Source organism: Arthrobacter celericrescens, from assembly GCF_003614925.1.
Classification (GTDB): Bacteria; Actinomycetota; Actinomycetes; order Actinomycetales; family Micrococcaceae; genus Arthrobacter; species Arthrobacter celericrescens.
Genome location: NZ_QYLP01000049.1, coordinates 23,879 through 45,072 on the forward strand (window position 1 = coordinate 23,879; position 21,194 = coordinate 45,072).

At 68.1% G+C, this 21,194-nt stretch carries 16 protein-coding genes; 10 read left to right on the top strand and 6 right to left on the bottom strand.

The window, feature by feature from the left end; genetic code table 11:
* Nucleotides 1-5 precede the first annotated feature (5 nt).
* Nucleotides 6-1,118, top strand: coding sequence for a mandelate racemase/muconate lactonizing enzyme family protein (locus tag D3654_RS10740; protein WP_120521484.1), 1,113 nt, complete (start codon nucleotides 6-8; stop codon nucleotides 1,116-1,118).
* A 23-nt stretch (nucleotides 1,119-1,141) separates the two neighbouring features.
* On the opposite strand, the gene D3654_RS10745 is transcribed toward D3654_RS10740, so the two are convergent.
* On the bottom strand, nucleotides 1,142-1,654 hold the full coding sequence (locus tag D3654_RS10745; RefSeq protein ID WP_120521485.1) for a nucleoside deaminase: 513 nt from the start codon (nucleotides 1,652-1,654) through the stop codon (nucleotides 1,142-1,144).
* 142 nt (nucleotides 1,655-1,796) lie between these two features.
* On the opposite strand from D3654_RS10745, the gene D3654_RS10750 reads away from it, so the two are divergent.
* The 4 genes from D3654_RS10750 to D3654_RS10770 all read left to right on the top strand — a co-directional run bounded on the left by D3654_RS10750 (nucleotide 1,797) and on the right by D3654_RS10770 (nucleotide 7,083).
* Nucleotides 1,797-2,414 carry an ankyrin repeat domain-containing protein gene (locus D3654_RS10750; RefSeq protein ID WP_120521486.1) on the top strand — a complete coding sequence of 206 codons (618 nt, stop codon included), beginning with the start codon at nucleotides 1,797-1,799 and terminating at the stop codon, nucleotides 2,412-2,414.
* Nucleotides 2,415-2,501: 87 nt separating this feature from the next.
* Nucleotides 2,502-2,879: a YciI family protein gene (locus tag D3654_RS10755; RefSeq protein ID WP_120521487.1), complete on the top strand. Its 378-nt coding sequence runs from the start codon at nucleotides 2,502-2,504 to the stop codon at nucleotides 2,877-2,879.
* Between the two features lie 9 nt (nucleotides 2,880-2,888).
* Nucleotides 2,889-4,178: an RNA polymerase sigma factor gene (locus tag D3654_RS10760; protein ID WP_120521488.1), complete on the top strand. Its 1,290-nt coding sequence runs from the start codon at nucleotides 2,889-2,891 to the stop codon at nucleotides 4,176-4,178.
* 1,294 nt (nucleotides 4,179-5,472) lie between these two features.
* Nucleotides 5,473-7,083, top strand: coding sequence for an ABC-F family ATP-binding cassette domain-containing protein (locus tag D3654_RS10770; RefSeq protein WP_120521490.1), 1,611 nt, complete (start codon nucleotides 5,473-5,475; stop codon nucleotides 7,081-7,083).
* Nucleotides 7,084-7,093: 10 nt separating this feature from the next.
* Here D3654_RS10770 and D3654_RS10775 read toward each other — a convergent pair whose 3' ends face one another.
* Nucleotides 7,094-7,879 (bottom strand): pullulanase X25 domain-containing protein, encoded by a 786-nt coding sequence (locus D3654_RS10775; protein ID WP_120521491.1) that lies wholly within the window; start codon nucleotides 7,877-7,879, stop codon nucleotides 7,094-7,096.
* A 147-nt stretch (nucleotides 7,880-8,026) separates the two neighbouring features.
* Complete coding sequence (locus tag D3654_RS10780; protein WP_120521492.1) at nucleotides 8,027-9,052, bottom strand: adenosine deaminase; 1,026 nt, start codon at nucleotides 9,050-9,052, stop codon at nucleotides 8,027-8,029.
* 491 nt (nucleotides 9,053-9,543) lie between these two features.
* On the opposite strand from D3654_RS10780, the gene D3654_RS10785 reads away from it, so the two are divergent.
* From D3654_RS10785 to D3654_RS10795, 3 genes are all read left to right on the top strand, one after another.
* Nucleotides 9,544-11,079, top strand: coding sequence for an HNH endonuclease signature motif containing protein (locus D3654_RS10785; RefSeq protein WP_245413183.1), 1,536 nt, complete (start codon nucleotides 9,544-9,546; stop codon nucleotides 11,077-11,079).
* A 562-nt stretch (nucleotides 11,080-11,641) separates the two neighbouring features.
* A complete protein-coding gene (locus D3654_RS10790; RefSeq protein ID WP_120521494.1) occupies nucleotides 11,642-12,247 on the top strand; it encodes a transglycosylase family protein in 606 nt (201 codons plus the stop codon).
* Nucleotides 12,248-12,378: 131 nt separating this feature from the next.
* Nucleotides 12,379-13,272 carry an MSMEG_6728 family protein gene (locus D3654_RS10795; protein ID WP_120521495.1) on the top strand — a complete coding sequence of 298 codons (894 nt, stop codon included), beginning with the start codon at nucleotides 12,379-12,381 and terminating at the stop codon, nucleotides 13,270-13,272.
* Nucleotides 13,273-13,298: 26 nt separating this feature from the next.
* Here the strand turns inward: D3654_RS10795 and D3654_RS10800 are convergent, their stop codons facing one another.
* Both D3654_RS10800 and D3654_RS10805 read right to left on the bottom strand, forming a co-directional pair.
* Nucleotides 13,299-15,122, bottom strand: a complete 1,824-nt coding sequence (locus D3654_RS10800; RefSeq protein WP_120521496.1) for a gamma-glutamyltransferase family protein — start codon at nucleotides 15,120-15,122, stop codon at nucleotides 13,299-13,301.
* Nucleotides 15,123-15,131: 9 nt separating this feature from the next.
* A complete protein-coding gene (locus D3654_RS10805; protein ID WP_425359407.1) occupies nucleotides 15,132-17,525 on the bottom strand; it encodes a Tex family protein in 2,394 nt (797 codons plus the stop codon).
* A 73-nt stretch (nucleotides 17,526-17,598) separates the two neighbouring features.
* On the opposite strand from D3654_RS10805, the gene D3654_RS10810 reads away from it, so the two are divergent.
* Nucleotides 17,599-17,895: a hypothetical protein gene (locus D3654_RS10810; protein WP_120521498.1), complete on the top strand. Its 297-nt coding sequence runs from the start codon at nucleotides 17,599-17,601 to the stop codon at nucleotides 17,893-17,895.
* A gap of 113 nt (nucleotides 17,896-18,008) precedes the next feature.
* Here D3654_RS10810 and D3654_RS10815 read toward each other — a convergent pair whose 3' ends face one another.
* A complete protein-coding gene (locus D3654_RS10815) occupies nucleotides 18,009-18,446 on the bottom strand; it encodes a CBS domain-containing protein (protein ID WP_120521499.1) in 438 nt (145 codons plus the stop codon).
* 344 nt (nucleotides 18,447-18,790) lie between these two features.
* On the opposite strand from D3654_RS10815, the gene D3654_RS20650 reads away from it, so the two are divergent.
* Complete coding sequence (locus D3654_RS20650; protein WP_205571784.1) at nucleotides 18,791-21,109, top strand: hypothetical protein; 2,319 nt, start codon at nucleotides 18,791-18,793, stop codon at nucleotides 21,107-21,109.
* Nucleotides 21,110-21,194: the final 85 nt, after the last annotated feature.

Genomic DNA, 21,194 nt, shown 5'->3' on the forward strand with positions numbered 1-21,194 from the left:
ACCGAATGAAGATCACCAAAGCGACCATCACCCGCATCGACGTTCCGCTCAAGGAACCCTTCGTGGTGGCCTATGACACGTACAGCACCATGCCGAGCATCGTGCTCGCGCTGGAGACCGACGACGGCCTGGTGGGCTACGGCGAAAGCGTCCCGGACGCGCACGTCACCGGGGAAACTCCGGGAGGAGCAGTCGAGGCGCTGCGCTCCGAGCTGCTGCCCGCCGTCGTCGGGCTCGATCCCTTCGACATCACGGCGGTCCACCAGCGCATGGACGCCGCGATGAAGAACAACGGTTCGGCGAAGGCGGCCGTGGACATCGCGTGCTGGGACCTGGCGGGCAAGGCGTCCGGGCGGCCGGTTTACAGCCTGCTGGGCGGGCGGAAGCCGGAGAACCCGACGATCGCGCGGGTCATGAGCATCCTCGCCCCCGAGGTCCTCGCCGAACAGGCGGTCCAGGCCCGGGAGGAAGGTTTCCGGCACCTGAAGATGAAGCTGGGCGGGAAGGACGGGCTCGACGTCGAACGCGTCCGGGCGGTACGCGCGGCGATCGGGCACGATCTGGCGATCCGGGTGGACGCGAACCAGGGCTGGGGCGATCCGGCGACGGCGATCGCCATGATCCGGGAGCTGGAACCGTTCCGGATCGACTGGGTGGAGCAGCCCATCCGTGCTGACGACGTGGACGGCTTCGAGCTGATCCGCGCCCAAGTGGGCGTGCGGCTCATGGCGGACGAGGCAGTGGTGACGCAGGGCGACCTGGCCCGCTTCGTGAAGGCCCGCAGCGTGGACATGGTGAACCTGAAACTGCAGAAGAGCGGCGGCATCCGGGCCTGCCACCGCCTGGCGACGCAGGCGGAACTGGCCGGGTTCTCCGTGCAGATCGGTTCCATGCTGGAGACAAGCATCGCCTCCGCCGCGGGATACCACCTGGCGCTGGCGCACCCGGCCATCGTGTCCACCGAGCTCTCGGGGCCGGTGAAGTTCTCACGTGAACCGGGCAACCTGGAGTTCCGGATTCCGGAGGTGCTGGTATCGGACAAGCCCGGGCTCGGCGTGGATGTGGACCTGGATGTGCTGGATGACCTCGCCGTGGGGCGGTTCGAGGTGGGGGCGTAGGGGCTTAGCCTGCCTGGCGGCGCTCAGGCGCCGGAGCGGCGCTCCGTGAGGGCGCGGTGCAGCTCCCGGATTTCGTCCTCCAGCTCCGGCGCGGGGCCGGCCACGGGGATGCCGGGGGCAACAGCCTGGATGGGGAGGGACGCCACGGGACCGGCGGCCAGTCCCCATCCAGCGCGCCAGGCGGTGAGCTGCTCGGAGCTGCAGGCGTACACGATCCGGCCGAGCCCCACCCAGGCGTGGGCGGCGCTGCACATCGGGCAGTGCTCGCCGGAGGTGTAGACCACGCTTGTGCGGCGCTCGGCTTCGCTGAGGTGTTCGGCGGCCCAGCGGGCGATCTCGAATTCCGGGTGGCGGGTGGCATCGCCGCCGGCCACCCGGTTGCGGTCCTCGAAGCGGACCGTGCCGGAAGCGTCCACAAGGAGCGATCCGAACGGTTCGTCCCCGGCGTCGAGCCCTTCGCGTGCCAGCTCCACGCAGCGGCGGAGGTGGGCGAGCTCGTCGGGAGTGAGGTCGGGCGAGGCTGCAGAAGGTGTCATTCCGCCAGAATACCCTTTTGGTATACCATTTTGAACAGATGGTCCTCCCGTTTGCGCGGCTGCCCCGCGCGACGGCGAGGACCGCTGACACGTATGCCACGATCGTCCTGCCACCCCAGGACCGCGCCACCTGGAGGAACGCATGGAAACCACCACCCTGACCGTCGACGAGCGCTACCTCGAAGCCGCGGCAGCGGGCGAACTGGACGCCGTGAAAGCGGCCCTCGCAGACGGTGCCGACAAGGACGCCGTCGACCGCGAAGAAGCAACGGCGATCCTCCGAGCCGCCCGCGGCGGCCACCTGGACGTGGTCCGCGCGCTCATCGCCGAGGGCGTGGACATCGACGCCCAGGACCAGACCTGCTTCAACCCCTTCATCCACGGCTGCATCAACAACCAGCTCGAACTGGTGAAGACCATGGCCGCTGCCGGGTGCGATCTCAAGCGCCTCACCCGCTTCGGCGGCAACGGCCTGACCCCCGCGGCCGAAAAGGGCCACGTGGAGATCGTCCGGTACCTGCTGGAGAACACCCGCATCAACGTGAACCTGACCAACACGCTCGGCTGGACCGCGCTCATCGAGGCGATCATCCTCAACGACGGCGGCCCCGTGGCCCAGGAAATCGTCACCCTGCTGCTCGAACACGGCGCCAAGCCCGGCATGACGGACGAGCGCGGCGTCACTCCGTTGGAACTCGCCCGCAAGCACGGGCACCACGAGATCGCGGCCATCATCGAACGGCACATCGCCGCTTCCTGATTTTTTCTGCCGCGTGTCGATCGGCGGTGCGCCCGTTCGTCTTGAGAGTGAGCCCGATACGGGCCACGATCGGATGAAGGAGGAATCATGCGCTACACACTGCTGATGCACTACCAGGAAATGACCCCCGAGGAACTCGGCCCCGAGATGCTGGCACAGGGCGAGGCGGCCATGAACAGCTACGCCGCCACCCTCCAGCAGGCCGGGGTGCTGCTGGGCGCCGAAGTCCTGCAGCCCTCGCACGCGAGCACCACCATCACCACCGACGACGGCAAACTGAGGATCCAGGACGGACCCTTCGCCGACACCAAGGAGCAGCTGGGCGGCTACTTCCTGATCGACGTACCGGACCTCGACGCCGCCATCCAGTGGGCCGGGCAGGCGCCGGCGGCCATGTGGGGCAGCGTGGAAATCCGCCCCGGCGCCACGCACACCGTGGACGGCGCCTGGGTGCCGAACGCCTGACCCGCTTCGGTGACCGGGACTCCAGCCGACGACGGCGGGGCGCGGGCGGCCGCGGAACTGGCCGCCCGCGCGTCGTACGGCCGCCTGCTCGCCATCCTCGCAAGCGGCACCGGAGACGTGCTGCTCGCGGAAGACGCCTTGGCCGACGCGTTCGAGCAGGCGCTGCGGCACTGGCCCGCCGACGGCGTGCCGGAGCGGCCCGAGGCCTGGCTGCTGACCGTGGCCCGGAACCGGCAGCGTGACGAATGGAAGTCCGCCCGGCACCGGCTCACCACTCCCCTGGATTCCCTTCCGGAGCCTGCCATGCCTGACTCTTCGCCCTCCGCCGCGCCAGACTTTCCCGACCGGCGGCTGCCGCTCATGCTGGTCTGCGCGCACCCGGCCATCGCGGAGGACATCCGCGCTCCGCTCATGCTGCAGACCGTCCTGGGGTTTGACGCCGCGCAGATCGCCGCGGCGTTCGCCGTCCCGCCGGCCACGATGGCGCAGCGCCTGGTCCGGGCGAAACGGCGCATCCGCGACGCGCGGATCCCCTTCGAGCTTCCCGGGCCCGAGGTCCTGCCGGAGCGGTTGCCGCCCGTGCTGGAGGCGGTGTACGGGTGCTTGGCGATTCCGGCTCTTTCCTCTTCGGATTCCGGCCCGGCGGTGTCCGACGACGGCGGCGCGGGTTCCCGCCCGTCGCTCGCCGAGGGGCTGTTCCTGGCCGAGCTCGTTGCCGACAGCCTGGGGACGGAACCGGAGGCGTGGGCACTGGCGGCACTGGCCGCTTTCCTGCTCTCCCGGCCGTCTGGCGGGAGCTACGTGCCCTTGGAGGACCAGGATCCGAGGAGCTGGAATGCGGTGCTGATCCGGCGCGCCGAGGAGTACCTCCAGCGGGCGTCGGCGCTGGTCACGGGCTCACGCGGGCCGGGCCGGTTCCAGCTGGAGGCGGCCATCCAGGCCGTGCATGCTGCGCGATTCCGCAGCGGCCGCACCGACTGGACAGCCTTGGGCACTTTGTATGCCGCGCTGAACACGGTGGCGCCTACGCTGGGATCGCTCGTGGCCGAGGCCGCCGTGATCGGCCGCCTCGATGGGCCGTTGGCAGGCTTGAGTCGTTTGGACGGGGTTGCCGCCGCGCACGCTGAATGCGCGCGCTTCCAGCCGTACTTCGCCGTCCGCGCGGAGCTCTTGGCAGCCGCCGGGGACTCCGCAAAGGCGGCCGAATGCCTCGGCACGGCCTTCGAATTATGCGGTGAGACACGAACCCGCGAGTATCTGACGGCTAAGCTGCGTGGCATGGAGGAAGGCGCGCGATGAGGACAAAGTCGACGCGGTGAGCTTCTGTGGCAGGGCAACTGCCGGAACATTCGAATTGGGGGATTCAATTAATGAAGCAGAATGCGGTTGCGGTAGGCGTTTTGGTCGCAATTGTCGGCGTGTCCGGATGCAGTGTCCCGGCCGGATCATTAACCGCACCCCCAGACACGGAGGACGCTGCCATTGAACAAGCTTTCGCCACAGTTAAAGAATATTGGGCTCTCGAAGACCAGATACTGATCACCGACCTCGGTAAGGACCCAGAGCGGATCAAATCCGTTGCTACCACTCAGGTAGCGGCTGACCTCGCCGGGTACGCGGATCGACAAATGCAATCCAATGACACTCCCCATGGCACCCGGGACGTGACCTTCATTCGAGGGCGGGCTTCCGAGCGGAGCGAGGATGGGCGGACTTACCCCTTCGGTACGGCCGAAATGACTGTCTGCAATGACCTTTCCAGGACATATGTGACTGGGGAGGACGGTACCTCTTATCCGCGACCATATCCAATCCGGCAGACCAACAAAGTGAAACTAGTCTTTGCGCCCGGCGAACGAAAATGGCTTGTAGAGGACATTCAGACCGTCAGTCCACGCGAGGAGTGCTGACCCTGACTGCCCGAACCCGGGAGACCACAGACCTGTCCACTGTCATCCCTCCCCGCTAAGCTCCCCTCATGACTCTCAAGCTTCCTGAGCTATCCCGCCCATCCGGGCGGGAGCTGATCCGGAAAAGGAAGCTGTCATGGCACATTCACCCCACCGCCGCCATAAAGGCTGCGCACTCTGCAGGCCCCATCAGTGGAAGGGCCAGGGAAAGGCCCGCCGCTCTCCGTGGGCGGTCAACCGCCAGCTCGGCCGCAAACGCCGCTGGAACCGTCGCGTAGAAGGCGACGAGTAAGCTGCCCGCGGGGCCGGGAAGCCACACCGGCCCCGCGGAGGTACCCGTCCTACCTCAGCAACGCCCTGTGGTAGCCTCGACGGCATGGAGATTGAGGTCGACAGAATCTAGCCGCCGGAGTTCCGGTGGCCATCGCCCCTCTTGAGCACCCGCAGCGTCCGAACGCCGGGTCCTGTTCCCGCAAACACCAAAGCAGGGAAACCCTTCAGCTCATCGGGCATGCGCCCCTCCCCTTTTTGAATCCCCGTCGCGTCCTCCCTTGACGCCACCTTCCCGGGGACCGGAACCACCGCGCCTCTGATTCTCAGCCATCACGCGAACCGCGCCGCGATGCCACCTGTCCTTTCCCGGTCAGTGCGAAGATGCGGCGCTCCGGACGAAAGACCACACCATGAAATCAGCCATCTCCCTTCACAACCTCACTTTCCACTGGCCCGACGGAACCCCGGCACTGTCCGGTCTCAACGGCTCCTTCAATCCAGGACGGACGGGACTGGTCGGGCGCAACGGCACCGGCAAATCCACCCTGCTGAAGTTGATGGCCGGCCAACTGGAACCCAGCAGCGGCCGGCTGGAACGCAGTGGCGAGGTGGGCTATCTGCCGCAAAACCTCACCCTCAGCGGCGACACAACCGTCGCCGGTTTACTGGGCATCGAGCACATCCTCGCAGCCATGAAGGCCATCGAATCCGGCGACGTCAGCCACGATCACTTCGACATCATCGGCGACGACTGGGACATCGAGTCGCGGGCGGACGAACACCTGCAGCAAATCGGCTTCAGCTCTGCCGACCTCCAGCGGCGCGTCGCCGAAGTCTCCGGCGGCGAGGCGATGCTCATCGCCGTGACCGGCCTGCGGATCCGGCGAACACCCATCACGCTGCTGGACGAGCCCACCAACAACCTCGACCGCTCCACCCGCCGCCAGCTGACCGCCATGGTGGACGAATGGCCCGGCACCCTGGTGGTGGTCAGCCACGACCAGGAGCTCCTGGAACGCATGGACAACACCACCGAGCTGCATGCCGGCGCGCTGGAGACCTTCGGGGGCCCGTACAGCGACTGGAAGGCCCACCGGGAACAGGAACAGGCCGCCGCTACGCAGGCCGCGCAGACCGCCCAACAGGCCCTCAAGGTCGAGAAACGGCAGCGCGCGGAGGCCGAAACCAAGCTGGCCCGCCGGGAACGGACGGCGCAGAAAACCCAGAAAGACGGCGGCATCCCGAAAATCCTGGCAGGAAAGCGGGCGAGCAATGCCCAAGTCTCCGCAGGGAAGCTGCGCGGCACCCTGGAGGACAAGATCGTTGCGGCGCAGGCCGCCGTCGACGCCGCGGACGCCAGGGTTCGGGACGAGCAGCACATCAGGCTCGAGCTGCCGGACCCGCAGGTGCCGCGAGGAAAGCGGATCGCGGAAATCCACGACGGCGGCCGCACCTTCGTCATCCAGGGTCCGGAGCGCGTGGCGCTTGTTGGCCCGAACGGCTCCGGCAAGTCGACCGTGCTTGCCCGGCTGCTGGTCGGCAGCGCTTCTCCAGCGGGTCCGCATGGGGTACTGCTCACCGATCGCGTCGGGTACCTTCCCCAACGGCTGGACGGGCTCGACGACGGCGCGAGCGCCCTGGCGAACGTGCAGTCCGTGGCGCCCTCGACGCCGTCGGGAACCATCCGTAACCGGCTGGCACGGCTGCTGCTGCGCGGGCCGGCGGCGGACCGGCCGGTGGCGACACTCTCCGGCGGCGAACGCTTCCGGGTGAGCCTTGCGAAACTCCTCCTGGCCGAGCCGCCCGCGCAACTGCTGGTCCTGGACGAGCCCACCAACAACCTGGACATCTCCAGCGTGGAACAGCTCGCCGAAGCCCTGGATTCCTACAACGGCGCCGTTCTGGTCGTCAGCCACGACTTCGCGTTCCTGGAACGGCTCGGCATCGACACCGTGCTGGAGCTCGGCGCGGATGGCCGGCTCCAGCAGCGGCGAAACCTGGAGGAAGTTGCCTGGGACTAGCCGTGCGGGACTAGCTCAGGACGATGTCGCGAGTGGCGTGGTTGTACGTGAAGGTGACCTTGCCGCCGTCGTGGTGCAGTTCGTGGTTGGCGCCGTCACGGACGCCGAACGCGCCGTAGTTCTCATCCCACGCGCGGTTCAGCGCGATCTTGTAGGTGTAGAAACCGGCGGGCAGCTCGGCGGTGAGGGTCCAGAGCTTCTTGCGGGCGTTGTACTTCATCTGGACTTCGTCGTGCTGGGGAGCCCAGTCCTCCGGCGCGCCGAGGATCGTGCTGAAGTCACCGGCGACGGCGACGGCGGAAGGCTGCTCGAGCTTCGGCTCCTTCGCGGCGGGTGCCTTCTTCGCGGGGGCTTCCGCCGCCGTCGTGCTTGCAGTCTTGCTCGCAGCAGACTTCCGGGCGGTGGACTTCTTGGCGGCCGGCTTCTTGGGAGCCTCCGGCAGCGGGGTTCCCTCCGGGACGGGGGTTCCCGAGGCGAGGGCTGCGGCGAATTCCTCCGGCTTGGCGAAGGCGACCGTGGCGCGCAGGCCGTCGTCGGTGATGGTCCAGCCGGAGCGGCCCTTGACCAGCCAGCTCGCCTTGACCAGCTTGGCGGTGGCGGTGGTCAATGCCTTGTGGCCACGCGGAATGCCGCCGCTCAGGAGCTCGGATTCGTGGTCGTTGAAGGGCACGCGCGAGGCCGCTTCGGCCAGGACTTCGCCGGCGTTCAAAGTGGTTTCGGACCAGGTTCCCTCGGCCAGTACGTCGAGGACGGTCTTGAGACGGGCGATGCTGTTGTCGGCGGCAGTCTTGGCCATGTGGCTCCTTCAGCGGCGGGTATTTGCTTGCAGTCTGCCAAGCTTCTGTAAATTCCGGGTACCGCAACCGGTTAACTCCGTGTGTCGTGACCCACTGTTACGCCGACAGACGCCCAAGTGAGTGCGGAGTCTCGGGTAGGGGTGGTTTCAGCTCGAAACCGAACCGGCAGCCTCTTCCCACGCCCGCACCTCGCCCAGCAGTTCCGCCTTGCGCGCCTCGGAGGCGAACGACGAACGGATCGAGTTTGCCGCGAGAGCCGACTGCTCCGCTGCCGTCAGGCCGTGGACAGCCGCGAGCTGGCCAAAGTTGTCGTCCACATAACCGCCGAAGTACGCGGGGTCATCCGAATTCACGCTGACGTTCAGGCCCGCGGACAGCATCGCCGGCAGGGGGTGGTCGGCCAGGGTGTCCACAGCACGCAGCCGCACATTGGAAAGCGGGCAAACCGTCAGCGGGATCTGCTCCTCCACAAGGCGCTGCACCAGTGCCGGGTCTTCCATGCAGCGGATGCCGTGGTCAATCCGTTCGACGCCCAGCAGGTCCAACGAGTCGGTGATGTACGACGCCGGCCCCTCCTCACCCGCGTGGGCGATCCGGCGCAGTCCGGCTTCCGCCGCGCGCTGGTAAAGGCGAACAAATTTCGACGGCGGGTTGCCCACTTCGGCGGAATCCAGGCCAATGCCTGCGATCGGGGCGTTCATCGCCAGGAGCTGCTCAAAGACGTCCAAAGCGTCGTCTTCAGGCAGATCGCGCAGGAAAGCGGCAATCAGGAGGGTCGAGACGCCGAACCCCTCCTCCGACGTCGCGAGGGCCGACGCAACGCCATTCACGCACGTCTCAAGCGAAACACCCCGGGAAACGTGGGCCTGCGGGTCCATCATCACCTCGACATGCCGCACACCGCCCGCCGCTGCCCGGGCCAGGTAGGCGCGGGTCATGTCAGCGAAGTCCTGCTCGGTGCGCAGGACTGCCATATTGGCGTAGTAGAGGTCGAGGAATGACTGCAGGTCGGTGAATTCGTAGCGCGAACGAAGCTCGTCGAGGTCCGCATACGGGAGCTCGATGCCGTTCCGCTCCGCGAGGGCGAAGATCAGCTCCGGCTGGAGCGTCCCTTCGATGTGCAGGTGCAGTTCGGCCACCGGGAGTGCTGTGTTCGCGCCATGAGTTTCCACCCGACAAGACTACCTGCGAGGGCCCCTGGCCGAGCTTGCTAGGCCTGGGAGCAGGCTCGTCGCTAGCTTGGCGCTCAGGGTGGGGGTCTCGCGTGGGAGCGGCGTGTTTGCCCCGGCGAGAGCGGGCGGAACCCCTTGGCGCCGCGCCGAAGGCGGGCGGAACCCCTTGGGCCGCCGCTCGAAGCCGCAGCCGGCAGAGGAAGTCACCCGCAGGCTCCCCCACCGCTCCACACAAACTACCGCCCCATGATCCATCACCTTTTCTGTAGGCGTCCGCGCCATTGCGTCTGTAGGCGTCCGCGCCATTGCGCCGCTCAAGGCGGATTCCGAGGCTGCGACCCAGGCCGAGCGCTATTTTTGTCAGTGCCTCATGGCAGAGTCGGGTTATGGAAGCAGTCGCGCAGTTGGAGCGGTGGAGGGACCGGGTACCGGTCCCTCTGACGCCCGCTGCTCGGATTGCAGCCGGCTCGGATCCACTCGGCTTGGACGCCGTGCTTGATTCCCTGCGTTCATGCGCGGAGGACGCACCCGACGGCGTGCGGAACCTCGACCTGGACGCCTCGGCCCTGTTCGCCGCCCGGGTCGAGGAACTCTCCCGGACCGTTGAATACCTGCAGATCGTGGCCGCCGGACAGCTCGACCGGCTCAGGACCCAGCAGGACAAACCAGCGACGAGGCCCGCCGGGTGGACTACCGGCTGGCGCGACATCACCCCACTTTCCGGCGACGGCAGCACCAGCGGCGCGGAGAAGAGCAACAGCCCCCGGACGGCCACCTCGGAAACCGCCCGTGCCGGGCTCGCCGCCGAATTCCGCAGCAGCACCGAATACCTGCGCGTGCTGCTGCGCATCGGCGCTGGCGAAGCCCGCAGACGCCTCGCCCTCGCCGCCTCGCTCCTGCCCCGGACCGGAATCACCGGCCAAACGATGGACCCCGCCCACGAACACCTCGCCGAAGCACTCGCCACCGGCACCATCAGCTCCCGCGCCGCGACCATCATCACCCTCACCCTGGACAAAACCCGGCACACCACCACCGTAGAAACCCGAACCACCCTCGAGAAGGACCTCGTCCACACCGCCGAACACCACGACCCCGACTTCCTCACCCGCATCGCCCGCCGCTGGGCCGACGCCTTGGACCTCGACGGCGCCGAACCCACCGAAGAAGAACTCCGCCACACCCAAGGCGCCTTCCTCCGCAAACCCAAACACGGCCTCAACCACCTCGAAATCTTCGCCACCCAAACCCAATACGAACACCTCCTCACAGTCATGAATGCCGCCACCAACCCCCGCACTACACCCGGCCCCCGTCCTGGCGCCGCGGGCACAGGTACCGTGGGCACGGGTGCCGCGGGAGCGGGTGCCGCGGGCGCCACCCGCCCCGGTACCACCGGCACGGACGCCAGCTACGAGATGCTCGACCGTCGCTCCCGCCCCCAGAAACTCCTCGACGGGCTCATCAGCGCCTGCAAAGCCGCCCTCACCACCGGCACACTCCCCACCAACGGCGGCCACCGCCCCCAAATCACCGCCACGATCAACTACGAGCAACTCCTAGAGGCGTTCAGGGCCAAGACCGTCGGCACCGGGCGCACAGCCGCCAGCACCGGGACCTTCACCTTCACCGGCCCTGTCCCCGCCGCCACCCTCCGCACCCTGGCCTGCGACGCCGACATCATCCCCGCCGTCCTCGGCGGCCAAGGACAAATCCTGGACATCGGACGCGCCAACCGCCTCTTCCCGCCCCACCTCCGCAAAGCCATCACCACCCGCGACCAAGGCTGCGCTTTCCCCGGCTGCACCATCCCCGCCCCTTGGTGTGAAACCCACCACATCACCTACTGGACACACGGCGGACCCACCACCATCGACAACGGCACCCTGCTCTGCAGCCACCACCACCACGTCATCCACAAAGAACAGTGGCGGATCCGGGTCGAAGCAGGCATCCCCTGGTTCATCCCCCCACCCCACATCGACCCCCACCAACACCCCGTCCGCAACCACTACTTCCGCTGCTGAGCGATGGGCTGGAGGCTGCGAGACGCACCGGATGGGAACGGTCGCCCCATGATCCAAGCCGCTACTTCCGCGGTGGCGGACCATGTCGGGCTGGAATGGATCCGCGAAAAGATTAGGTCGCCGGGGTGCGCTAACGGGTGGTGCCCAGGCGCGGGTGCGCCGAGATCCGGCACACGTCGCCCAGGATGGAACATATGCCCGACATAACCCAAGCCCGCCCCGGGCTGGCCCGCGCTCACCGCGGAACATGGCCAGAACCGTAGCCACCTGACAGCCAGCCGGGAATTTACTACACGGGGCCTCAAGAATCCGCCTGTCAAAACAACCGATCCCGGTTTCAATTTGACAACGATTGGATGGGCTACAAGCCTAGGCAAAGTGCCCGCTTCCCCGGGCACGGTGCTGCAGCCTTGGGCTGCAGCTGGAATGCCGGGTGCTGCCACCACCTCTCGACTGTCCAAACGGCAGACACCGCAATGACCTCGATTCGTCAGAGGAGGACAGTGGTGCATCGACGCCCGGGGACGGGTAGAGCACGAGGTGGCCTTCGGGAGCATCAAAGATGACCAACAACACTCTCCGTACTTCCGCACGCGCCGGCGCCGCAGTCATCGCCGTGGCGGCAGCAGGCCTTAGCTTCACCGCCACGAGCGCGAATGCCGCAACGTCTTCCAACGTTTGGGACCAGCTCGCGCAGTGCGAAAGCGGCGGCAACTGGAGCATCAACACCGGCAACGGGTTCTCCGGCGGGCTGCAGTTCACCCCCTCCACCTGGGCTGCCTACGGCGGCACCGGCGCTCCGGAGAACGCCACCCGCGAACAGCAGATCGCCGTCGCCGAACGCGTTCAGGCCAGCCAAGGCTGGGGTGCCTGGCCAGCATGTTCGGCGAAGCTTGGGCTGAGCGGCTCGCCGTCGCCCGCCGCAACCGCCGCGCCAGCCCAACAGTACGTCCCGGCCGAAACCCAGACGGAAGCCGCCCCGCGCCATGCCGCCACCGTGCCGTTGAGCGGTGAGAAGTACACGATCAAGAGCGGCGACACCCTCAGCAAGATCGCAGACGCCCTCAAGATCAAGGGCGGCTGGCAGCAACTGGCCGATGCCAACGCGGACATGATCGACGACCCGGACCTCGTCTTCGTCGGCCAGGTCCTGAACCTTCCCGCGTAGCGCGGCAAGACCCCGTTGGGTGCTCACTTGTGGTGGGCTTTTCCGCGGAAAGCCCGCCACGAGTGAGCACTCAGCCTGGGGTTGGCCCGCCCGACTTGGTACCAAGCCAGCCCCACCCTCAAACTAAAGGGATGCAGACCTACCTCCCGTTCCCTGATTTCAAACAATGCGCCGCCGCCCTGGACACCGACCGGCTGGGCAAGCAGCGCGCCGAGGTCCTGCAGATCCTGCGCACCCTGGTCATTCCCGAGTTCGGCCGCCTGGGCCACCCCGCCATTCGGATGTGGATGGGCCACGTCCCCGCCCTCACCTTGTATGGCCTGGCGATGGTTGACGAATGGGAGTCACGCGGCAACCCGGACAAGCTCCGCGCCGACATCACCGAGTTCGCCCCGCAGGCAGCCCACCCGGACTATGCCGCCAAGATTCCGATGCCCCACTGGCTCGGCGAGTCCGACCTCCACCTGAGCCACCGCTCCAAGCTGATCCAGAAGGACGCCAAGTTCTACGGTGAAGCTTTCGCGGGAACACCGGCCGGACTCGAATACATCTGGCCCGAGCCCACCATGGACCTCATCCCGGAGGACCCCGAAGAGGACTTCCTCTGGGTGGTCCGCTCCGATCAGACCGGAACCGCCCCGGAAAAGATCCGCACAGTGGGCCTCCCCGCAGTCGGGAAGCCTGCCACGCGAAGCGAAGCGGCCGACGTCGAGACCCCCGAAGAAGGGGCGGCAGCACCCGTCCGTAAGGAACCGCAGCGCCCGGTGAAGAAGCCCACCGCACGGCGCAAGCGCCAGGAGGAAGTCTTCCGCACCCTTCCGGGCAAGACCCCCGTGCTCGTCCCGCTGGAAGACGGCCGCACCCTCGCCCTCGGCAAGGTCGTGGGCCGGCCGATCACGCTCGACGACGGACGCTTCGGCCGCAACTTCGAACTCACCCAGGTCCTGGACCGTTCGGACCTGTCCAACCCGGCCCTGCTCCAGGACCCGCGGATCTTCTTCCCGGTCCCGGACCCCGCCCTCTAGCACCGGGCCCCAAAAAAGAGAACCCGCTACCGCCCGGCCGCGTACCCCTGCGCGCCGCGCGGATTCGCGGCCGCCTGCAGCACGCCGCTCGCCGGGTCGCGCACGACGGCGGACAGCCGTCCCAGCGCCCAGTCGCCAGCGCGGGTGATGCGGTGCCCGCGACGCTCGAGCCCCGCGATAACCTCCTCACCCAGCCGGTCCTCGACGACGGCGCCGCCCGGTTCCCAGGTGCGCGGCCAGAACGATCCGGGCATGGAAGTCGTGTGGAACGCGGGAGCGTCGATGGCCTGTTGCGGCGAGTACCCGCCGACGATGGTCCGCAGCAGGTACAGCAGCTGCCATTGGTCCTGCTGGTCGCCGCCGGGTGAGCCAAGCGCCGACACAGCGGCACCGTCACGCAGCACGAGGGTCGGGGTGAGCGTGGTGCGGGGCCGTTTGCCGGGCGTGAGGGTCGACGGGGTGCCGGGCTCCAGCCAGGTCGTCTGCAGGCGGGTGCCCAGGCAGAAGCCGAGCTCCGGGATGGCCGGCGAAGACTGCAGCCAACCACCGGACGGCGTGGCGGACACCATGTTGCCCCAGCGGTCCACGACGTCGAGATGGCAGGTGTCGCCGCGCGTCTCACCGGACCAGGACACGGTGGGCTCCCCGGTCCCGGCCACCGTGGCAGCTCCGGACTCGCCCTCGGTCCGCAGCCCGGGAAGGCAGGGCTCCCACCCGGGGATACGGCCCGGCCGGAACTCGTGGGACGCGGTGTCGCTGATCAGCGCCCGCCGGGACGCCGCGTACGCCGGAGACAGGAGCTCATCCAAGGGCACGTCGCCGTCGCCGTAATAGGCCTCCCGGTCGGCGAGCGCGAGCTTCATCGCCTCCAGGATCGTGTGGGCGCCGAGCTCGGTGGACGGGTCCAGCCGCGCGTCGTCGAAACCGTCCAGGATGGCCAAGGCCTGCAGCAGCGCCGGCCCCTGGCCCCACGGACCCGTCTTCGCAATCGTGTGGCCCCGGAATTCCAGGGTGGCCGGCGCCTCGTAGCTCGCGCTGAATCCTGCCAGGTCAGCCAGCGACAGCACGCCGCGATGGTCCGTGCCGGTGGAATGCCGATGCGGCTGCTGCACGGACTCCGCCATGGCGCGCGCGACAAAACCTTCGCGCCATTCCCGGCGGGCGGCGTCGATCCTTGCCTCGCGCGTGTGCGCCACGGTTCCGCCTGCCGCATCGCCGAGCCCGGCACCCGCCTGGACCAGCCGCTGCAGCGTCCGGGCGTACGCCGGATTGCGGATCAGTTCGCCCTCCCCGGGAATCCGGCCTTCCGGTATCCACAAGTCGGCGGACGCAGGCCAGTGCTCCCGGAACAGCCCGGCAACCGAGGCAATTGTCGCGCCCACCCTGGCCAGCACCGGATGCCCGTCGCGCGCGTAGTGGATCGCGAAATCCAAGACCTCGGCCAGTTCCCAGCTGCCGTGGTCCCGCAGCAGCAGGAGCCAGGCGTCGACGGCGCCCGGTACGGCCGCGGCGAGGGCACCGGAACCGGGGACTAGGCTGAGCCCCTCGGCGCGGAAGTGCTCCACCGTGGCTCCTTGCGGAGCCGGCCCCTGTCCCATGAGGACCACCGCTTTTCCGGGCTCGACGGCGGAGCTGAAGACCGCAGTCAGGTCGCCGCCGGGACCGTTGAGGTGCGGTTCCACCACGTGCAGCACAAAGGCAGCGGCGGTTGCCGCGTCGAAGGCGTTGCCGCCGCGTTCCAGGACGGCCTGGGCCGAGGCGGTCGCCATCCAGTGCGTGGACGCGGCCATGCCGAAGGTTCCTTGAAGGGTGGGCCGGGTGGTGAAAGCGTCGGGCCGGGTGAAACTCATGGGCACACGCTACTTGCCGAGGCCCGCCCTGCGAAGCGCATCCGCCAAGGCCGTATCGGCTGCCGCCGGCGCCTGGGAACGCCCCTGCTGCTGGCGCCCATGGCCTCGTTCCTGGGCACGGCCTTGCCGTCCACCGCCCTGCCGGTTGTCGCCCCGACGTTCCTGGCCGCCGGAACGCCCGGCCCCGCCAACGCCGGGTTCGTCGTCGAGCCGCAGGGTCAGCGAAATCCGCTTCCGCTCGGGATCGGCCTCGAGGACCTTCACGCGCACCACCTGGCCGGACTTGACCACTTCGCGCGGGTCGGAGACGAACTTGGTGGACATCGCCGAAACGTGGACCAGCCCGTCCTGGTGCACCCCGACGTCCACGAACGCCCCGAACGCGGCCACGTTGGTGACCGTGCCTTCCAGGATCATCCCCGGCTTCAGGTCGGAGATCTTCTCGACACCTTCGGAGAAGCTCGCAGCCACGAACGCAGGACGCGGGTCGCGGCCGGGTTTCTCGAGTTCGGCCATGATGTCCCGCACGGTCGGCACACCAAAGGCGCCGTCCACGAAGGCCTGCGGATCCAGGGCGGACACGGAGCCGCCCGAAGCGGCGGCCAGGATCTTCCGGGCCACGGAGTACGCCTCGGGGTGCACACTGGACGCGTCCAGCGGCTCGGCTCCCCCGCTGATCCGCAGGAAGCCGGCACACTGTTCGAACGCCTTGGCGCCCAGGCGCGGCACCTTCTTCAGGTCTGCACGTTTGCCGAACGGGCCGTTCTCGTTCCGGTAGGCCACGATGTTCTCGCTCAGCAGCGGCCCGACGCCGGCCACCCGGCTCAGCAGCGCGGGCGAGGCCGTGTTCAGGTCCACTCCGACGGCGTTCACGCAGTCCTCCACCACGGCATCCAGGGAGCGGTCCAGCTTCGCCGCGGTGACGTCGTGCTGGTACTGTCCCACGCCGATCGACTTCGGTTCGATCTTCACCAACTCCGCCAGCGGGTCCTGCAGGCGCCGCGCGATGGACACGGCCCCGCGCAGGGAGACGTCCATGCCGGGCAGTTCGGCGGCGGCGAGCGCGGACGCCGAGTACACGGACGCCCCGGCTTCGGAGACCACCAGCTTCTGCAGCGCCGGTCCGCCCGACGCCTTGAGGGACTTGATGAGTTCCCCGGCCAGCTTGTCCGTTTCACGCGAGGCGGTGCCGTTGCCGATCGCGACGAGCTCGACGCCGTGCTGCGCCACCAGCCGCGAAAGTGTTGCCAAGGCTTCGTCCCACTTCTTCGCGGGGGCATGCGGGTACACGGTGTCCGTGGCCACCACCTTGCCGGTGCCGTCGACGACGGCCACCTTCACCCCGGTGCGCAGCCCCGGGTCCAGGCCCAGCGTGGCGCGGTTGCCCGCGGGCGCGGCCAGCAGCACGTCGCGCAGGTTGGCGGCGAAGACGCGCACGGCCTCGTCCTCAGCCTGGGCGAACAGCCGCCCGCGCAGGTCGTTCGCGAGGCGGTCCAGGATCCTCGACCGCCAGGCGATCTGGGCGGTCTGCATCAGCCAGCCGTCGGCGGCCCTGCCGCGCTCGGCAACCCCGAGACAGGCGGCCACGGCGTTCTCGTAACGGGTGCGCGCGGCGGCCAGGGCGTCGTCGTCGGCCGGTTCCGCCTCGGCGAGCTGCAGCTCCAGCACGTCTTCCTTCTCGCCGCGCAGCAGCGCGAGAACCCGGTGGCCCGGCATCTTGGCCGGCAGCTGGGAGAACTCGAAGTAGTCCTTGAAGTTCTGGCCCTGGGCCTCCATGCCCTTCTTCACGCGCGACACCATGCTGCCCTGGGTCCACAGCCGCTCACGGAGGGTCTCGGCGAGGTCGGCATCCTGGGAAACGCGCTCCACCAGGATGGACCGGGCGCCGGCGAGCGCCGCGGTGGCGTCGTCGACCGAGTGCTCGGCATTGAGGTACTTGGCGGCCTCGGTCTCGGGGTTGAGTGTTGGATCGGCCAGCAGCGCGTCGGCGAGGGGCTCGAGGCCCGCTTCGCGGGCGATCTGCGCCTTGGTGCGGCGCTTGGATTTGTAGGGCAGGTAGATGTCTTCAAGCCGGGCCTTGGTGTCGGCGGCGACGACGGCGGCCTCGAGTTCCGGGGTCAGCTTGCCCTGCGCGGCAATCGCCTCGAGGACGGTCCGCTTGCGCTCCTCCAGTTCCCGCAGGTACCGCAGCCGCTCTTCCAGCTGGCGGAGCTGGGTGTCGTCCAGGGTGCCCGTGGCCTCCTTGCGGTAACGGGCGATAAACGGCACGGTGGAGCCGGCGTCGAGCAGTTCGACGGCGGCTTTGACCTGCCACGCTTTCACGCCAAGTTCGTCGGCGATCAGGGCGTGGATGGCGGCCTCGGGCGATGCGGCGTTTGCGGTACCGGAAGGAATTTGAGTCACCAAGACAGTTTGCCCTACCGAATCGGGTTGCCGCGTGCTGTAGTTGGAAGGCACCGCGAGGAAGGGGCGCACCATGCAGGAATTGCTCGTTATCCTCCAGGACGGGTTCGACGGCGACGACGTCACCATCACCGTCAACGGCAAGGAAGCCCACCACGAACCGGGCGCGTCCACGAAGATGCTCCTGGGCATGGCGGCCGAAGTCTCCGTGGAGCTCCCGGCGAAGGGGGCGACGGTCGGCGTCGAGATTCCGTCCCGGGAAATGTCCGCCGAGATCACGGTCCACGGCCGGCCGAAGAGCGTGCTGGCCTCGGTCGAAGACGGTGAGCTGGTGCTGCGCGAGGGCACGGGGCGCGAGGCGTTCCTCTAGACCCGGTCGAATAAGACGCTGGACAATAGGAGGCACCGCGGCGCGTCCGCCGCGGTGCCCGGTCTGTTGTCTCGTCAGGCCAGTTTCGGCCCGGCTTCAGCCCAACTGAGTCCTCAGCCCATGGGCGCCAGCGGAGTCCTGGCGGAAATGTGCTCCACCAGTTCGCCGGTGCGCTGCTCGGAGTAGTTCCTGGCGATGTCGCCCTGGCTGATGATGCCCACCAACTTGTGGTCGGTGATGACCGGGAGGCGCCGTACCTGGTGCTTTTCCATCAGGTCGATCGCGGCGTCAACGCTGGCATCTGCGTCAATCCAGATGGGCGTTCCCTGGGCAAGGTCGGATGCCCGCTTCTCGCTGGCGTTCCAGCCTTCGGCGACGCACTTGACCACGAGGTCGCGGTCAGTGATGAAGCCCTTGAGTTTTCCGTCACTGCCACAGATCGGCAGGGAACCGACGTCCAGATCGCGCATCATCACGGCCGCTTCAAGGAGCGACTGGTCTTCTTTCACGCATTGGGCATTGGTGGACATGAATTCGCGTACAACACTCATGAGTCCTCCTAGTTCGATTGGTATCGACGCGGGCCCCTCGGCACCGGCGCCGATGATGCCAGACTACGCCTGCATGGGGTGGGAAGGATCGTGGTCTAGCCCACCATTTCAATAATCTATTCGTTGGAGTATTGTTCCCCTTGGTTACTTACGGATTCGGGGCGCGGGCCACCTTCTGACTGTTTCTGGGGACACCGACCGACTCGCACCGCCTCGCTCTGGACCGTCTTTCCGCCGGCCCCTCCATGGCCCCGCCCTCCGGGCTACCCGTTGCCCGCCGCGCCGCCCATGCCGCCCCGGCGAACGATCATGTTCCATTGCCTTGAGCGAGAAAAGACCCCCCGATGAACACCCCCAACATGCCTGATCCGTCGTACACGCCCAACCCCGACAACCCGCTTCCGGTGCCGCCGCCGCCGTCGCCCCTTCCGGGGCCGATTCCGCTTCCGGGGCCGGTCCCTTTGCCCGGCCCCATCCCCTTCCCCCAGCCGGGCCCGCTGCCGGTCCCGCCGGACCACGATTGGTGGCGGTGCTGGCGGAACACCGCCATCAGCGGACGCTACGAAGGAAACCAGGCCGGCGCCTCCCTGATCGGCCGGTCGCTCGATCTCCGCCTGGACATCGACCGGCGGACCAATGTTGAATCCCACGTGCTGAACAAGGTCAGCGGGGACATCTACACGAAGCGTTTCGTCCGGGTCGGCGGCCGCTTCCGGCTGGTCACCACGTACCTGGAGTCCTGGATCGTGGATAATCCGGTGGTCACATGGTCCCGCTGCCGGGTGCGGATCAGCGGCACCGTCCGCTACTGGCAGGGCGTCCACCCGCCCACCACGGTGGACATTTCCGTGGGCTGGTTCTTCGGCGCCATCCAGCCGGCCAGCGTGGTCTTCACGGTCGGCGGCACCGCGGAGGCCGCCTACTCCTGCACGTACAAGTCCGATTGCTTCCGGGACGTGAACCTGGAAGTGGACTTCTGCAGCTCCGTGGACGTGGACCCCAAGGCCCCGTCCTACAACACCCACAGCCACAACAACCGGCCCGCGGACCTCGCCGAACGCACCCTGGACATCGGCACCACCTACAAGGACGCGGGCATCGACCTGCGGGTCGACGCCGTGCACACGGTGATCGACGACAGCGCCCCGGCCTTCGTGTCCTGGAACGTCGGCGAACTCCACGACGCCATGGAGACCTCCTTCAGCCGCTTCACCTCCGGCTGGCCGGCCTGGAACCTCTGGGGAATGCAGGCCGGGTTGTTCGACAGCGCAGGCGTGGGCGGCATCATGTTCGACGCCGCGGCCGGCTTTGGCGGGGCTGGCCGGGGACCGGACCGGCAGGGCTTTGCCGTGTTCCGCAACCACTCCTGGTTCACCAACCTGGTGGCGGGAACCCCGGCCAACCAGGCCCAGGCATGGGCCCAGCGCCACTACCTCTACACCTGGGTGCACGAGGCCGGGCACGCCTTCAACTTCCTGCACTCGTGGGACAAGGCCCGCCCGGATTCGCTGTCCTGGATGAACTACGACTGGCGCTACGACCAGAGGAACGGGACCGACCAGTTCTGGGCGAACTTCCGCTTCCGCTTCGACGACGACGAGCTCCTGCACATGCGCCACGGCGACCGCGCCTCGGTGATCATGGGCGGGGATCCGTGGGCCTCGGGCGGACACCTGGAATCCCCGGCCGGTGCCATGACGGTCTCGGGCCCGGGCAGCGATGTGGAATTCACCGTGTCCGGCAAGAGCCACTTCGATTTCATGGAGCCGGTGGCCCTGGAGTTCCGGCTCCGGAACACCAGCGACGCGCCGCTGGTGCTGGACCGCCGCCTCGACCCGCGCTACGGGAACACCACCGTGTACGTCCAGAAGCCCAACGGCACCACCGTGCTGCACGAATCGGTGGTCTGCTATTACGGCATCCCGGAGCCCGTGACGCTTGGCCCGGCGGCCGGGGCCGGCGGCAAGGAAGGCGAGGACCGCTTCAGCGAACTGGTCCAGCTGGCCTACAGCACCGGCGGCTTCGTGTTCGATGAACCGGGCCAGTACCTGGTCCGCGTCGTCTACAGCAGCGAAGGCGTGTTGCAGGCCTCCAACACCTTCCCGCTGCGGATCGGCTTCCCGGTCACCAAGGAAGAGGACCGCTTCGCACCGGATTTCTTCAACCGCGAAGTCGGGCTCACCCTCGCCTTCGAGGGCTCCATGTCGCCCTACCTGAGCAAGGGGCTGGACGCCCTCACGGAGGCAGCCGAGCGCTTCACGGGCGAGCCGTTGGGCGTCAAGGCGGCCACCGCCGTCGCGCAGTCCGTGGGTGACGACTTCTACCGCCGCGAGGAGCGCACGATGGTCAAGAGCCACAGCGCGGACCCGGAACGGGCCTTGGCCCTCACCGAGCCCGGGCTGGAGCGGTACCAGGCGGCGGCGACGCCGTCGGGCAACCTCGCGTACCGGAACCTGGTCCAGTTCCGCACCGGGCTGCACCTGGCCGCCGACAACGCCCAGGCCGCCAACGCCGAAGTGGAGACCCTGGCGAAGGACCTCAGCGAACGGGGGGCCAACCCGAGCGTGGTCGCCGAGGTCCGGGACCTGATGCCGGTCGCGGCGGCAGAGGAGAAGCCTGAGGGCAAGCCTGCCCCCAAGTCCCGGCGGACGCCGCGGAAGTAGCGGCCCGCATACCGCGGCAGTCCCTTCCCAACACTCGCAAGCTCGCGTCGGGACCCTCGGGACGACGCTTACGACGGCGGCACCC